The organism is Ruegeria sp. AA3 (assembly GCF_056542905.1).
In genome coordinates this window covers 406,249-420,761 of the sequence record NZ_JBQGAQ010000001.1, presented here as the reverse complement: position 1 = coordinate 420,761, position 14,513 = coordinate 406,249, and the positions used below count along the sequence as shown (strand labels likewise).

Sequence of the window (14,513 nt, the reverse complement as noted above, 5' to 3'; positions counted from 1 at the left end):
CGAATGATGGTAGTTTGTTAGCGCTCAACTAGGCGCAACCAAATCCCATCCTTTGATCTGACGGTCAGATGTGCGACCGGTACGGGCGTTTTGCCTTCGATTGTTTCGAAGCGATATCGACGCAGCAGCATCGACAGTATGAGAGGACCCTCAACCATGGCAAACCCCGCGCCTGTGCAAACTCGAGGGCCGGCAGAAAATGGGATGTAGGCGTCACGCTGACAAGCCTTTCCGTTCTCTGTTGCCCATCGCCCGGGGTCAAATTCGTCTGGTCTGTCCCATAAGCGTTCATGGCGATGTAAATGCCAGGGGCTGACTACGATCTGAGATTTTTGCGGGATATCTCTGTCACGGAATTTTTCCGGACAGGAGGCTTCACGCACCATCATTGGAACAGGTGGGTACAGGCGCAGCGCCTCACGAAATACGTCGCGGCTAAGTCGTAGGTCGGACATGGCCGAGAACTCGGGTGTATCCAGCGCTTGCGCCTCTTCTGCCAGTTTATCCTGCCAATCGGGATACAAGGCCAGTAGATACAGGGCCCATGCCAACGCTGATGCACTGGTTTCATGCCCCGCGAGAAAGAAAATAGCGACCTGATCGACCATGTCTTGCGCGTCAAAGCATTTGCCTGTCTCTGGATCGTTAGTCGTCATGATCTTTGTGGCGAGATCATCAGGTGCCGTTCCGTTCTTGATTGCTGCTGCCCGATAAAGTGTTAGTTGGCTGATCAGAGCGCGTATTTGTCGGGCGGTCTGACGCGTCTTGCGCGAATGTAACCGGGGGGCCCATCTGGGAAGCGGTACAAAGGCTGCTAGGTTCAACAAAGGTTGTTCGCGCTGATAGATCCTGAACTTTTCAAAAACCTGCGCAGCTACCTCATGCTCAATCGGAACCGAGAACAAGGTTCTAAAGATGACATCTGCGGCCACGTGGCTGGTGATCTCTTCACATTCCACGTCCTGCCCAATGCGCACCTCAAGCCTGTCGACGCAAGCTTGCGCCGCATCTACCATCGCAGGAAATGTGTCTTTCAATCGGCCACCTTCAAACGCAGGATCGATGATCCTGCGCTGCTGCTTCCAGACCGCCCCATTGGTCAGAAACACCGACCGCCCCAGCAGCGGGCGCAAACCTTCGCTGATGCGGCTTGATTTGGGAAACGCATCGGGTCGATCTTTCAACACGGTGCGGATCAGTTCCGGTTGGTTGATCAGGAACGACCGAAAGAAAGGCGTCCGAAACTCAGCCATCCAGGCCCGATACAAACGTTGAGGTTGCGCCGACAGAAGGTCTTGTCGAAACAAACGCATATACCGCCAGAGTGAAACCTTATCGGGCCGTGAAGCAGGTTTAGGTGGCCTCATGCCGCCACCGTTGTGTGTTTCGAAATGGTGCGTTCAATGCGTGAACGCGAAGGTGTTCGGTTAGCAAACCTTTCTCCCAGCGTTTGCGGGCCCGCGGTTATTTTGAAGTAGTCGTAATCATTGGGCCTATCGAACGCGCACAGATACTGGAAATGCAGCCGAAAGAACCGCCACCTGAGCTTTTTCCAGCGCTTGGGTGAAAGGGTTTGAGTGAACGCTGCAGACAGTACCAGCGGCCAGCGTTTGCCGGGTCGGGATACTCCGCTAACCGCTACCGGATCACACAAGGCAAACGCACAGCCATCTCCGGGTGCTGATACATCGACCCAGGTCAGTCCCTCGCTACCCGAGAGATATTGCAGATCGGTTCGCAATGCGCGGGCCTTTGGCAAAAAGGAAACCATCGGCACGACCTGCCCCAATGACAGGAATGACAAGGCCGGCCCGCCGATCTTGCCCTGCCTCCTTAGAACCTCAGCCAGGGCTGTCACGCCAAGATGAGCCCCAGAGCTATGGCCGACGACCAAAACCTCGTCAACGTCAGATCCGAGGGCCCGCAAAATCTGATCTGAAAACTGGTCAAGCCGCGTTGTCAGCTCAGGTGAATATGCACCTTTTAAACGTGCGGAATGCGCATAGTCATGCATCAGGTAATAGGCGAACAATCGGTTGTCGATCGCTCGAAACCTGCGCATCAGAGCGTAAACGGCCACAGCAGCAGGCAACACAGACCACCACCACATTAACGTGCTTAACCCAACAGCAACACCCCACCCAACTAGCAGAGCCAGCGCAAGTTGAGCCAATAACATTCCTACCGGATATAGTGCGGCGATAACCGGACCCTTGCGCAATTGCATAAGGCGCCAAAGCGTTCCAGTTGATATGTAGATCCAGGCGGTCTGTACCATCTGAAAATACGTCGCCAGTATCGAGCGCGCCATGCTGTCCTTAACGATATCAGCCCAAACCAAAACCTCGATCTCGGTCTCAACAGATACACCGTCTTGATGTGAAAGAACGCGCCAACCATAGGCTCCACCATCGGTTTTGCCGATCACTTCGATCTCGTAACCAGATATCGCGGCCTGGGAACGACTCTCTCTTCGATAGAGTTCGCGATAGCGGCGTGGGGGAATCGGATCATAGCCGGGTATATAAAACACCCGGCGCTTGCGCACCTGTGGTTGGGTTTTTTGACTGCTCATGGCCCGGCCCTCTGATCCGCAGATTAGCGCAGCGGCAAGATCAAGGTAAGACCCACCGTTTAACCATCCACGTTTAGTGCCAGAGGGTTAACCAAAATTCGCCAAAGCTGGAAATGTTTCAAGCAGCCACCAGCTGAATTCCGTGAACAGCCCAGTGATCAACATGATACCGACGAACAATAGCAACCCACCCATCACCTTTTCGATCGTACCCATATGAGGTTTGATACGGTTCATAACGGCCATGGAGCGGTTCAGGAACATTGCGGCCAAAAGAAACGGAATACCCAGCCCTGCAGCATAAACACCTAGTAACAACGTGCCGCGTGCGACAGACGCCTCTGACGCGGCCAACGATAAGATTGCCCCCAGTTGAGGACCGATGCAGGGCGTCCAGCCAAAAGCAAACGCCAGGCCCAGAATATAGGCCCCGAATACGGAACCACCGGATTCTCCCGCATCAACGCGCGCTTCGCGATCTAACAGAGGGATACGGAACACATTCAGAAAGTGCAGGCCAAAAACAATCACCACCGCGCCTGACAATTTGGCAAAAAGCACCTGATTCTGGAGTACGAAGGCTCCAAAGGCCGATGCTGTGAAGCCCAGCAGAAGAAATACCGTCGACAGACCCAGAACAAAGAAAAGCGCCGACAGGGTCGCCTTGCGCCGCGCGCGCGCCTCGTCCTGCATCTCGTGAATGGTCACGCCGCTCATATACGCAAGATATGGGGGCACAATCGGCAACACGCAGGGCGACAAAAAGCTGATCAGCCCGCCGAGCAAGGCGACAAACATGGCGGGTAAAAGACCTGCATCGATGATTTCAATTCCGAACATGGATCAGCACATATGGTATCAAGTGGGTTTCGTCACGGGGCCATTCGGTCACATCCTCGTGGTTGCACGCTGGACAGTGCCCCTTGTTGGAAATATCTCAACCTAATGACAGATGAGACAGATACGTTGGATGCGCTGGGATTGTTATGCCCTCTACCCGTCCTCAAGGCCCGAAAAAGGCTTAAATCCTTACCTGCAGGTGGCGTCCTGCGCCTACTTGCTGATGATCCGGCGGCGATAATCGACGTGCCGCATTTCTGTGCTGAGGCGGGTCACACGCTCATTTCACAAGACAGTGTAGATGGTCATCAGATCTATTTGATCCAAAAATCCGACTAACGACTCGTCACAATAGTATTAAAGAAAAAGGCGGGCCAATCAGCCCGCCTTTTCTTTATTGCCCGAGTGACCACCACCCGCGCCGCTTTGGCTTGGCTGGCGCAGGTTCAGGTTCTTCCGTCACAACCTCCAGGACAGGCTCCGGGGTCTCAGTCTCAACAACTTCAGGTTCAATCTTTATAGGCTGTTCCTCGGCCTCTACGGCCACCGTTTCGGCCTGTTCAGAAGCTTCCTCTGGCTGAGCCTCGGCAACCTCAGGTTCGGGTGCTTCCCCGGGGTTCTGGGCTTCTGGGGTTTGCTCTGGTTCGGCGCCGGAAACCTCAACTGTGGAAGCAACTGGTTCGTTCGCCTGTTCAGCCGCCGTGTCATCTGTGGCAGACTGAGTTTCGTTGGCATCGGCGTCAGTATCTGCATCCTTTTTACGGCGACGCGGCGCCCGACGCTTCTTGGGCTTGGCTGGTTTCTCAGCCACTTCCTCATTAACCGGTTCAGCCTCGGCCTGCTCGGTCTCAACAGTTTCAGCCTGTTCAGCCGCCTCAGTGTTATTCTCGGCCTCAGATTCGTCTGTATCACTATCAGACACCTCAGAACCACCCGCGCTCTTTTTGCGCCGACGCCGACGACGCTTGCGCTTGGGCTTGGCCTCTTCCTCGTTCTGTACTGTGACTTCTTCTTCGCTTTCTTCCTCTTCGGTGGCGTCGACCAAATCCATCAGGGACGCATCCACCGATACCACCGGGGCAGTAGCCTCGGGAACAACGCGGCTCGCGGTTTTGAACTTCTCCATCGAGAAATCAGGGCTAACCAGATGCACATCCCCTTCGATGCGCACCGACAAACCATACCGCGCCTCGATCTGAGCGATATGTTCACGTTTCTGGTTCATCAGGAAGTTGGCGATGCTGACCGGACACCTCACCAGAACCTCGCGCGAACGGCGGCGAGTGCCTTCTTCTTCGATCTGGCGCAAGATCGACAGCGCCATATTGTCATCCGATCGGATCAGACCGGTGCCATGGCAAGATGGGCACGGCTGTGTCGTCGCTTCAAGCATACCGGGCCGCAGACGTTGGCGGCTCATCTCAAGCAGACCAAAGCCCGAAATCCGGCCCACCTGAATACGGGCGCGATCTGTTTTCAGCTTATCCTTCAAGCGTTTTTCAACAGCCGAGTTGTTCTTTCGCTCGTCCATATCAATGAAATCGATGACGATCAGGCCTGCAAGATCGCGCAGACGCAATTGGCGTGCCACCTCTTCTGCGGCCTCTAGGTTCGTTTTCAGCGCAGTTTCCTCGATCGAGCCTTCTTTGGTCGCCCGACCCGAGTTCACGTCGATTGCGACCAGGGCTTCGGTCACGCCGATAACGATGTAGCCACCCGATTTCAACTGAACCGTCGGGTTGAACATCCCCGCCAGATAGCTCTCCACCTGATAACGCGCGAACAGTGGCAGCGCATCCTCATACCGTTTCACGTTCTTGGCATGGGACGGCATGATCATCTTCATGAAGTCTTTGGCGATGCGATACCCGCCCTCACCTTCAACCAGAACTTCATCGATATCACGATTATACAGATCGCGGATCGACCTTTTGATCAGGTCGCCTTCTTCGTAAATCTTTGCCGGCGCGATGGATTGCAGTGTCAGTTCGCGGATCTGCTCCCACATACGTTGCAAGTATTCATAGTCGCGCTTGATCTCTGACTTGGTGCGCTTGGCCCCTGCCGTGCGCACGATCAGACCCGCACCTGTTGGTACGTCGATCTCCGAGGCGATGTCCTTCAATTTCTTCCGGTCAGCCGCGTTGGTGATCTTGCGGCTGATCCCTCCACCGCGCGCCGTGTTTGGCATCAGTACGCAATAACGACCAGCCAACGAAAGATATGTGGTCAGCGCTGCACCCTTGTTGCCACGTTCTTCCTTGACCACCTGCACCAGCAGAACCTGGCGCACTTTGATGACTTCCTGAATCTTGTACCGGCGCGGGCGCGGTTTACGCGGAGGACGGATGTCCTCGCTATCATCCTCATCCGCTACGGATTCGATCGTGTCGTCTTTCGAGGCAGCGTCCGGCGCCTTGGCCTCCTCGCTCTCGTCCACATCTTGATCAGCCTCCTCCGAGGTCACCGCGTCAACAGAGACCTCAACGGCTTCTTCTTGAGCCGCATCCTCGGCAGTCTCTTCGGATGCTCCTTCTGTGACATCCTCTGCAACAGCTTCGGATTGCTCCTCAGAGGTACCTTCCGCGCTGGGTGCCTCTTGCTCGGCAACCTGCTCAATCGCGGTCTCTTCCGGTTGGTCAACTGCTTCGTCGGCCGGTTCCTCTACAGGGGTCTCAGCAACTGTTTCCATGGGCGAAGTCCCCTCGGGAACCGATAGATCGGTCTCCTCAGTTTCATCTCCCAGATCGATGGTTTCCATACCGGTGGGTTCGGACGAAACTTCGAGGGTTTCGACCGGGTCATCCGTTTTTACATCTGCCGCCTTGCTGCGTGAGCGCGAGCGACGTTTTTTGGGTTTGGATTCCTCCGCCTCATCCCGCGCCCTCATGGCTTCGGCATAAGCGCGCTCTTCTTCCATCAGCGCTTCGCGGTCGGCGACCGGGATCTGATAATAATCCGGATGAATCTCAGAAAACGCCAGAAACCCGTGCCGGTTCCCGCCGTAATCCACAAAAGCCGCCTGAAGCGACGGCTCAACCCGCGTTACTTTTGCAAGATAGATGTTGCCAGCAAGCTGGCGTTTGTTTTCGGATTCAAAGTCAAATTCCTCAACCTTGTTTCCATCGACCACCACAACGCGGGTTTCCTCCGCGTGAGTGGCATCGATAAGCATTTTCTTAGCCATGTGTCCTTGGTGCACCGCGCCAAACGCGTTGTCCTGACCCGTCCAGGCGGACAGGCGCTTTTGGGGAGGTGTCTTGTACGGGCGATTTCAGACGGCGCGCGGCAGGGTGCGGCGCTGTGGCCCCCTGCCCGTATACTCAATCGTTGCGCGCGCGTCATCGCGGTTCTTCTCCGACAGGCACGGGATAGGGCCGCGGCCTGCCCATTATTCCTTTCACCCGCCAGAACGGGTTCAGGTACTCAGTTGCCCCGGCTGGGGCACAATCGGCCTGCTGAACTGCGTGGAAATGATCCTCAGCAGCAGATCAGCAGCGAAACTCAATGATTCGGGACTTCTGGGCGTCAAATCGCCCGGCCCGTCTGAACACAATAAAAGCAGTCCTGTGGAAAAGACAATGGGCAAACTGAATAACACCCACAGATCACAGCACAGGATCTCCTCATCTGGCTGAAAATATCTCGTGGGTGAATTGAGCCTAAGGCTCAAGAGGGGGCTGGCCCATCTCCGGCCTACAGGTAATCGGAGCGTTGCAATCCATACTTTGCCATCTTTTCATTCAAAGTTCGGCGCGGCAGGCACAACTCTTCCATCACGGATGCGATCGAACCTTTATGGCGGCGCATCGTATTGTCGATCAGCATCCGTTCGAAAGCTTCGACATATTCCTTTAGCGGCTTGCCCTCGGTGGTCATTACGGGCTGCATCTCTTCATGATCTGACATCAGCAGCGACGCAATCGTCCCTGACCCGCGTCGCGATTGAAGCACTGCACGCTCGGCAATATTGATCAACTGACGAACATTCCCTGGCCAAGGGGCTTGCAATAGCTGCGCCGCTTCTTGTGCGCTGACTTGGGGTGCATCGCAACCATATTCCTCGGCAAACTGTTCGCTCAAGCGCGTAAACAGAGTCAGGATATCCTCGCCGCGCTGACGCAGCGGCGGCATCGTGATGCGCAAGGCCGCAAGCCGGTAGAACAGGTCAGGCCGCAAAACATCCTCGGATGTCTTGCCGGCCTCCTGCAGATTCGAGATCGCAACGATCCGCGTTTCCGCAGGCGTCCCCTGTTCGTTCATAACACTCAGCAAACGCGCTTGCAGCGTATCGCTCAGCGCTTCGACATCTTCCAAAACCAATGTCCCGCCTCGTGCTTCTTCGATAGCAGGCAACTGAGTATCCTCTGGCAGCATCGGACCAAACAAGCGCTTCGACAGCGCTTCCTCCTCCAACGCGGCACAAGAAACCAGTACAAACTTTTTGCCCGCCCGGCTCCCGACAGCGTGCAAGGCATGTGCCACCAAAGTCTTCCCGGTCCCCGTTTCACCATCGATCAGAACGTGACCATCGGCCTGCCCCAGATCAAGAATATCCTCGCGCAAGCGTTCCATGACGGGGCTGGCGCCAATCAACTTATTCATGATCTGAGTGCCACCCGACAATTCGCGGCGCAGCGCCCGGTTGTCCAGTGTCAAACGTCGTGCGTTGCTGGCCCTCTTGGCCAGTTCAGACATTTTGTCAGGATTGAACGGTTTCTCAAGAAAATCAAAGGCACCCACACGCATGGCTTCGACGGCCATTGGAACATCGCCGTGGCCCGTGATCATTATCACCGGTAATGTGCTATCCGCGCCCATCAATTTCTTCAAAAGCTGAATGCCATCCATGCCCGGCATTTTGATGTCAGAGATCACGATCCCTGGGTACTCCGGACCAAGCACCTTGAGCGCATCTTCGGCGCTGGCGAATGTTTCCGTGTCATACCCCGACAGAGCCAGCCACTGGCTAATCGACTGGCGCATGTCCTGTTCATCATCCACGATGGCGATTTTCATGGCCTGTGCCATAGTCACTTCCTTTATTCCGCGGCCTCAAGGCCGTCGCTTCCCAGAATGGGCAATTGCATCTCAAACACCGCGCCGCCCTGTTGGCCGTTTCGTGCGGTCAAACGTCCGCCATGGTCGTTCACGATCCCGGACGAGATGGCAAGCCCCAGACCAACACCGTCGCCGGGGCGTTTGGTGGTATAAAACGGCTCAAACAGGTTTTCGATATCTTCGATCCCGTGGCCATTATCACGTACGGTCAGTACAGCAGTATCTCCTGCGGCCAGGATAATCTCGACATCAGGTTCAGCTACAGATTTGGTGGCATCCAGCGCATTGCGCAAGAGATTGACCATAACCTGTTCAATCCGCATCCGATCCCCCATCACTATAACAGGGACTTCGGGTAAAATCTGGGTTATCTTAACGTGCCTTTGACGGAGCTGCGGCTCCATCATCGACAGGCTCGATGCCAGCGCTTCGCCTAGATTTACAGGCGAAAACGCATCCGCGCCCTTGCGGGCATACGACTTTAGCTGGCGCGTGATCGCACCCATCCGTTCAATCAAACCATCAATGCGACCAAAACTGGCCAGCGCTTCTTCCGGTCGGTTCCGACGCAACAGCAAACGCGCGCCTGCCAGATAGGTTTTCATAGCGGCCAGTGGCTGGTTCAACTCGTGGCTCACCGCTGCCGACATCTCACCCAGAGCCGCCAGTTTCGAGCTTTGAGCAAGCGTTTGCTCGGCAACTTCCAGCGTCTTTTCAACCCTTTCCCGCTCAGCGATTTCCCGCTGCAGCCTGGCGTTCAATGCGCGAAGCTCCGCCGACTCTCGCTGGAACAAAGTCATGCGCGAGGTGGCCCTGCGACTGAGCGCATAGAAGGTCAGCGCCAGAAGAATCGCAAATGCCATGATTTCAAGCGCGAGAACGCTGTTCACACGTTCCCTGATTGACGAATAGGTGGTGAACGATGTCATCTGCCAGCCCCGGAACGGTATGCGAGTTTCCATTCGCATCACAGCTTCACCCTGCAAGTAAGCATCAGGCGGCAGCGCATTCCAGTCGGTCGTCGCGCGGATCGCACGTTGAATGGCACTTTGAGGGGGCTGGCGCAGGATTGCGCTTCCTTCTTCCAGGCCACGCCATTGTGGTTCAGTCGACAGAATGATCGCACCGGTGCTGTCTGTCACCATCACGGCATCAGAAATCCCGGCCCAGGCGCGCTCGAATTTCTGCAAATCGACCTCGACCACAATTACCCCGAGTATCTCGGCATTGGCTTCAATTCTGCGTGAATAAACAAAGCTGTACCCCCCCGCCTCGCGTGGGATGACCGAGAATATCGTAGCATTCGATCGCATCGCATCAATGAAGTAGGGAGAACTACGATGTCCCTCACCCAATCGATTGCGATCGGTTGCCGCCACCGTAAGCCCATCTCCGTCCAACAGAACCAGCGACGCCGCTCCGATTTCTTCTACAAAAGAGATCAGCCGCTGAGTCGACAGCGTGTAGTCACTGGACTGCAAGGCCGAGATCAGCGTTGGGTCTCTGGAAAGAAGTTGCGGAACGATGGAATTGCGGCGCAGTTCACTGAGCAAGTTACCGGAATACAGCGCCAGACGCAGTTCAGCCCGGTTGCGGGTGGATTCTGTGAAACGGCTGGTCAGAAGACTGTTGGTAATCCAGACCGTGGCAACCGTTACAAGCAGCAGCACGAACACAGCAAGGCGCAGCCGCCAGCCCATTGGCGAGCCACGCAGTCGGTTCAGGAACCCGTTGCGGTCTGATTGATCTTGGGCAGTCATGTTTTGACGCTACGCGTCCCGACTGATGACCTCAAGTCACGCTGGCGCCAACACCCCGGCCAATGCGCGGAAGAGCGCCGTTCCATCAGTGCCTCCGTGGCCTGAATCCGCCGCCCGCTCGGGGTGGGGCATCATGCCTAACACGCGGCGGTTGTGTGATAAAATGCCCGCAATATCGTCGCGCGAACCGTTGGGATTCTCGGCGTAAGTGAAGGCAATGCGATCCTGATCCTTAAGTTCAGAAATGGTCGCGTCGTCGGCGAAATAGTTACCATCATGATGGGCAATCGGGATATCGATCACATCACCGGCATTATACCCTTCGGTAAATGCACTGTCGCTGGTTTCGACTTTTAGTCCGATAGTTTTGCAAATGTATTTCAGACCGGCATTTCGCAGCAGTGCGCCGGGCAGAATTCCAGTTTCGGTCAGAACTTGAAACCCGTTGCAGATACCGACGGCGTAACCACCACGCTCGGTATGCGAAGCCAGCGCTTTGCAAATCGGTGACTGTGCCGCAATCGCGCCACAGCGCAGATAGTCGCCATAGGAAAATCCACCCGGAACACCGACGATATCGATACCCTCGGGCAGCGCGGCATCCTTGTGCCAGACCATATCGACGGAAAAACCGGCCTGTTCAAAGGCGACAGCGAGATCGCGATCGCAGTTGGAACCGGGGAAAACGATGACGGCTGCGCGCATGGCGGACCCTCCTAGGTCGGAAAAACTCAGAGCAGTTCAATCTCGAAGCGTTCGATGACCGTGTTGGCCAACAGCTTTTCGCACATTTTAGTTACGTCCGCTTCGGTCGCGCCGTCGGCCAGTTCCAAATCGATCACTTTGCCCTGACGGACACCTTCGACCTGATCAAAGCCCATCGCACCCAATGCGTGACGCACAGCCTCGCCCTGAGGGTCCAGAACCCCGTTCTTGAGCATCACATGCACACGTGCCTTCATTTCTCGAAAACTCCACTGGTGGACCGCTCTCCGATCCGTTTCGTTGCGCGCGGGATACCCCGCTTGGGCGTGTCGGACAACCCTGCCCGTCTGGGGCAAGTTTAGTTGATCAACGTTGGCTTGGTCACATTACTTTTGGGCAAGACGCCAAGGCGTCTGGCGACTTCCGAATACGCATCCGTCAGGCTTCCCAGATCGCGGCGGAACACATCCTTGTCCAGCTTCTGACCGGTTTCGATATCCCAAAGACGGCAACTGTCGGGGCTGATCTCGTCCGCAATGATCAGGCGTTGGAAATCACCTTCGAACACGCGCCCGATCTCAATCTTGAAATCGACCAGTCGAATGCCAACCGCCAGCATCACGCCGCTCATGAAATCATTCACACGCAGTGCAAGGCTCAGGATATCGTCCATGTCCTGCTGGCTAGCCCAACCGAATGCCGCGATGTGCTCTTCAGTCACCAGCGGATCACCCAGCGCATCGTCCTTGTAGCAGTATTCAACAATCGGGCGCGGCAGCTGAGTCCCCTCGGCGATACCGAGACGCTTGGACATCGTTCCGGCGGCATAGTTGCGCACGATGACTTCCAGCGGCACGATCTCACAATTCCGCACCAGTTGTTCGCGCATGTTAAGACGGCGGATGAAGTGCGTTGGCACCCCGATCTGGGCCAGACCAGTCATGAAGAATTCACTCAGACGATTGTTCAGAACACCCTTGCCGTCGATGACATCTTTTTTCTCGGCGTTGAAAGCAGTGGCGTCGTCCTTAAAATACTGCACGATGGTTCCCGGTTCCGGGCCTTCATACAGAATTTTGGCTTTACCTTCGTAAATCTTCTTGCGACGCGCCATGAGCGACCTTTCCAGGCTGGGGAAAGGGAATGAGTCCCCTTACGTTGGCGCCCTCATAGTGCAAGCCCCGCCTTCCCGCAAGTTCGCGACCCCGAGAGGCTTTGACGCAGCGCAAATACCTTGCGCCCGAGGCGTCGTATAGTCATATCATCAGGAAAGAGAATTCAAGCCAAGGGGTCCCCAACCAATGACCACATTCGACGAACGCGAAGCCGCATTTGAAAGCAAATTCGCTCATGACGAAAAGATGCAGTTCATCGCGCGGATGCGCCGTAACCGGTTTATGGCTGTCTGGGCATCGACACTGAAGGGCGAAACCGTAGAGCAAGCGCGGAAATATGGCCAGGAACTGGTCCATACCGATCTGCAGAATGTCAGCGAGGACGATGTCGTCGAGGCGGTTAAAGGCTATCTTGGCGATCTTGCAGACGAGGCCAAGATTCGTGAGAAAATGGCCGAACTGCTGGTTGAAGCCAAGGAACAGGTTATGGCGGAAGCCGAAGATTGATTGCGTAAAATGCAAAACTCATGATCTTCATGAGTTTTATGAATTTGATTTGACGCCCCGGTCATGAGACACGGGGCGTCTCATATTTTGACGGGCCACGGCCTTATTCTTGGAATACCTCAATGACAAACGCGCTCAGCACTCTACTTGAAACCGTCGACGTCATTCTTGCAGATGGTGCGACGGGCACGAACCTGTTCAACATGGGCCTGCAATCTGGTGATGCACCTGAGTTGTGGAACGTCGATGCTCCCGACAAGATTCGCGCGCTGTATCAGGGCTCGGTCGATGCAGGTAGCGATCTGTTTCTCACCAACACATTCGGCGGCACCTCAGCACGTCTAAAACTGCATGATGCCCAGAACCGCGTGACCGAATTGAACCGTATCGGAGCAGAGCTGGGTCGTGAAGTTGCAGACAAAGCAGGCCGCCCAATTGTTGTGGCGGGTTCCGTTGGCCCGACTGGTGAAATCATGGAACCCGTTGGCAGCCTTTCGCATGCTGAAGCCGTCGACATGTTTCATGAGCAGGCAGAGGCGTTGAAAGCGGGAGGAGCAGACGTTCTGTGGCTCGAGACCATCAGCGCTCCAGAAGAGTTCCGCGCCGCAGCCGAGGCCTTTGCACTGGCCGACATGCCCTGGTGCGGCACAATGAGCTTTGACACCGCGGGCCGGACCATGATGGGTGTTACATCCTCTGATCTGGCGATGATTGTCGAAACCCTACCCAATCCCCCTGTGGCCTTTGGGGCCAATTGCGGTACGGGTGCGTCCGACATTTTGCGTACGGTGCTTGGTTTCGCCGCTCAAGGCAGCGAGCGTCCGCTGATTTCCAAGGGAAACGCGGGCATTCCGAAATACGTGGACGGACACATCCACTACGACGGAACGCCCGAACTGATGGGCCAATACGCCGCCATGGCCCGAGATGCAGGTGCGACTATTATTGGCGGGTGCTGCGGTACCATGCCTGCGCATCTGCGCAAGATGCGGGAAGCACTGGATAGCGGCCAACGCGGAGATCGCCCGACCCTGGATCAGATTACATCGGCGCTTGGTCCGTTTACCTCAGCCTCAGATGGCACCGGCGACGAGGCGGTGCCTGAACGACGCACACGACGTCGCCGCCGCGCCTGAATGATCTCTCAGCGCCCCTCGAATTTCGGGGGGCGCTTTTCCAGAAATGCCACCACACCTTCGGCAAAGTCACGGGTTCTACCGCATTCGCCTTGCAGGTGCGCCTCGGCGGCAAGCTGTTTCGGCAATGTTCTATCGTAGGTCCCCCGGATCGCCTGTTTGATTGCCCGGAACCCGGCAGTTGGGCCATTAGCCAGATAGGCGGCCCGTTCGCGCCAATGCGCGTCGAACTGATCGTCAGAGACTGCTTCCCAGATCAACCCCCAGTCGTCCGCCTGACGCGCGCTGATCTTGTCTGCAAACAAAGCAGCCCCCATCGCTTTGGCAAATCCCATCTGACGCGGCATGAACCAAGTTCCGCCAGCATCGGGCAGCAATCCGATCCGAGCAAAGGCCTGCAGGAAATAGGCGCTCTCGGTTGCGATTACGACATCGGCACAGAGTGCAAGATTCGCCCCTGCCCCTGCTGCCGCCCCGTTAACGGCCGCGATCGTTGGCACCGGGCAGTCGTAAACCGCCTCAAGCATAGGCTCATATTCATCCCTTAATGCTCGTTCGAGATCGATCTTTCCTGTGCTCGACGCGTCCCCTAGATCCTGGCCAGAACAGAACGCAGGCCCAGCCCCTGTCAAAACAATTGCCCTGGCATGGCGAGCCGCTTCTTTCATCGCATAGGTGATCTCGGCTCGCATCTGCGTCGTCAGCGCATTCATCTTGTCTGGTCGGTTCAATGTCAAAACCGCCAAATCATCGGTAATATCCAGAAGGACCGCTTCGTATTCCATGTACAACCTCACCTGCGCAGTGTTTCGCA

General features: G+C 55.9%; 13 protein-coding genes. 3 read left to right on the top strand and 10 right to left on the bottom strand.

What is annotated here, in order from left to right; genetic code table 11:
* Positions 1–17: 17 nt before the first annotated feature.
* The 3 genes from ACR0JR_RS02045 to ACR0JR_RS02035 all read right to left on the bottom strand — a co-directional run bounded on the left by ACR0JR_RS02045 (position 18) and on the right by ACR0JR_RS02035 (position 3,415).
* Entirely contained in the window at positions 18–1,367 is a 1,350-nt protein-coding gene (locus ACR0JR_RS02045) for a cytochrome P450 (protein WP_480454834.1), read from the bottom strand.
* Entirely contained in the window at positions 1,364–2,575 is a 1,212-nt protein-coding gene (locus tag ACR0JR_RS02040; RefSeq protein WP_480454833.1) for a hypothetical protein, read from the bottom strand. The genes ACR0JR_RS02045 and ACR0JR_RS02040 overlap by 4 nt, the downstream gene beginning before the upstream one ends.
* A gap of 87 nt (positions 2,576–2,662) precedes the next feature.
* On the bottom strand, positions 2,663–3,415 hold the full coding sequence (locus tag ACR0JR_RS02035; RefSeq protein WP_010439928.1) for a cytochrome c biogenesis CcdA family protein: 753 nt from the start codon (positions 3,413–3,415) through the stop codon (positions 2,663–2,665).
* 105 nt (positions 3,416–3,520) lie between these two features.
* Here ACR0JR_RS02035 and ACR0JR_RS02030 point away from each other — a divergent pair, with 105 nt between their 5' ends.
* Positions 3,521–3,754 (top strand): sulfurtransferase TusA family protein, encoded by a 234-nt coding sequence (locus ACR0JR_RS02030; protein WP_319547106.1) that lies wholly within the window; start codon positions 3,521–3,523, stop codon positions 3,752–3,754.
* Positions 3,755–3,809: 55 nt separating this feature from the next.
* Here ACR0JR_RS02030 and ACR0JR_RS02025 read toward each other — a convergent pair whose 3' ends face one another.
* The 6 genes from ACR0JR_RS02025 to purC all read right to left on the bottom strand — a co-directional run bounded on the left by ACR0JR_RS02025 (position 3,810) and on the right by purC (position 12,055).
* The gene (locus ACR0JR_RS02025; protein WP_480454832.1) at positions 3,810–6,602 is read right to left on the bottom strand and encodes an Rne/Rng family ribonuclease; all 2,793 of its coding nucleotides are present in this window, start codon (positions 6,600–6,602) and stop codon (positions 3,810–3,812) included.
* Positions 6,603–7,111: 509 nt separating this feature from the next.
* Entirely contained in the window at positions 7,112–8,446 is a 1,335-nt protein-coding gene (locus ACR0JR_RS02020) for a sigma-54-dependent transcriptional regulator (RefSeq protein WP_010439922.1), read from the bottom strand.
* An 11-nt stretch (positions 8,447–8,457) separates the two neighbouring features.
* Positions 8,458–10,236, bottom strand: coding sequence for a sensor histidine kinase (locus ACR0JR_RS02015; protein ID WP_411353645.1), 1,779 nt, complete (start codon positions 10,234–10,236; stop codon positions 8,458–8,460).
* A 36-nt stretch (positions 10,237–10,272) separates the two neighbouring features.
* Entirely contained in the window at positions 10,273–10,941 is a 669-nt protein-coding gene (purQ, locus tag ACR0JR_RS02010; RefSeq protein ID WP_010439918.1) for a phosphoribosylformylglycinamidine synthase subunit PurQ, read from the bottom strand.
* A gap of 26 nt (positions 10,942–10,967) precedes the next feature.
* Positions 10,968–11,198 carry a phosphoribosylformylglycinamidine synthase subunit PurS gene (purS, locus tag ACR0JR_RS02005; RefSeq protein ID WP_010439914.1) on the bottom strand — a complete coding sequence of 77 codons (231 nt, stop codon included), beginning with the start codon at positions 11,196–11,198 and terminating at the stop codon, positions 10,968–10,970.
* A 101-nt stretch (positions 11,199–11,299) separates the two neighbouring features.
* Complete coding sequence (gene purC, locus ACR0JR_RS02000) at positions 11,300–12,055, bottom strand: phosphoribosylaminoimidazolesuccinocarboxamide synthase (protein ID WP_010439911.1); 756 nt, start codon at positions 12,053–12,055, stop codon at positions 11,300–11,302.
* A gap of 187 nt (positions 12,056–12,242) precedes the next feature.
* Between purC and ACR0JR_RS01995 the strand changes: the two genes are divergently transcribed.
* Both ACR0JR_RS01995 and bmt read left to right on the top strand, forming a co-directional pair.
* Positions 12,243–12,563, top strand: coding sequence for a DUF1476 domain-containing protein (locus ACR0JR_RS01995; RefSeq protein ID WP_010439909.1), 321 nt, complete (start codon positions 12,243–12,245; stop codon positions 12,561–12,563).
* A 122-nt stretch (positions 12,564–12,685) separates the two neighbouring features.
* A complete protein-coding gene (bmt, locus tag ACR0JR_RS01990) occupies positions 12,686–13,699 on the top strand; it encodes a betaine--homocysteine S-methyltransferase (RefSeq protein ID WP_480454831.1) in 1,014 nt (337 codons plus the stop codon).
* Positions 13,700–13,707: 8 nt separating this feature from the next.
* Here bmt and ACR0JR_RS01985 read toward each other — a convergent pair whose 3' ends face one another.
* Positions 13,708–14,484 (bottom strand): enoyl-CoA hydratase-related protein, encoded by a 777-nt coding sequence (locus tag ACR0JR_RS01985; RefSeq protein WP_170469967.1) that lies wholly within the window; start codon positions 14,482–14,484, stop codon positions 13,708–13,710.
* Positions 14,485–14,513 lie beyond the last annotated feature (29 nt).

What these genes read in the sequence shown, in the direction of transcription:
- ACR0JR_RS02045 (WP_480454834.1), bottom strand. Translation starts at nt 1,367, where the DNA reads ATGAGGCCACCTAAACCTGCTTCACGGCCCGATAAGGTTTCACTCTGG.
- ACR0JR_RS02040 (WP_480454833.1), bottom strand. Translation starts at nt 2,575, where the DNA reads ATGAGCAGTCAAAAAACCCAACCACAGGTGCGCAAGCGCCGGGTGTTT.
- ACR0JR_RS02035 (WP_010439928.1), bottom strand. Translation starts at nt 3,415, where the DNA reads ATGTTCGGAATTGAAATCATCGATGCAGGTCTTTTACCCGCCATGTTT.
- ACR0JR_RS02030 (WP_319547106.1), top strand. Translation starts at nt 3,521, where the DNA reads ATGACAGATGAGACAGATACGTTGGATGCGCTGGGATTGTTATGCCCT.
- ACR0JR_RS02025 (WP_480454832.1), bottom strand. Translation starts at nt 6,602, where the DNA reads ATGGCTAAGAAAATGCTTATCGATGCCACTCACGCGGAGGAAACCCGC.
- ACR0JR_RS02020 (WP_010439922.1), bottom strand. Translation starts at nt 8,446, where the DNA reads ATGGCACAGGCCATGAAAATCGCCATCGTGGATGATGAACAGGACATG.
- ACR0JR_RS02015 (WP_411353645.1), bottom strand. Translation starts at nt 10,236, where the DNA reads ATGACTGCCCAAGATCAATCAGACCGCAACGGGTTCCTGAACCGACTG.
- purQ (WP_010439918.1), bottom strand. Translation starts at nt 10,941, where the DNA reads ATGCGCGCAGCCGTCATCGTTTTCCCCGGTTCCAACTGCGATCGCGAT.
- purS (WP_010439914.1), bottom strand. Translation starts at nt 11,198, where the DNA reads ATGAAGGCACGTGTGCATGTGATGCTCAAGAACGGGGTTCTGGACCCT.
- purC (WP_010439911.1), bottom strand. Translation starts at nt 12,055, where the DNA reads ATGGCGCGTCGCAAGAAGATTTACGAAGGTAAAGCCAAAATTCTGTAT.
- ACR0JR_RS01995 (WP_010439909.1), top strand. Translation starts at nt 12,243, where the DNA reads ATGACCACATTCGACGAACGCGAAGCCGCATTTGAAAGCAAATTCGCT.
- bmt (WP_480454831.1), top strand. Translation starts at nt 12,686, where the DNA reads ATGACAAACGCGCTCAGCACTCTACTTGAAACCGTCGACGTCATTCTT.
- ACR0JR_RS01985 (WP_170469967.1), bottom strand. Translation starts at nt 14,484, where the DNA reads ATGGAATACGAAGCGGTCCTTCTGGATATTACCGATGATTTGGCGGTT.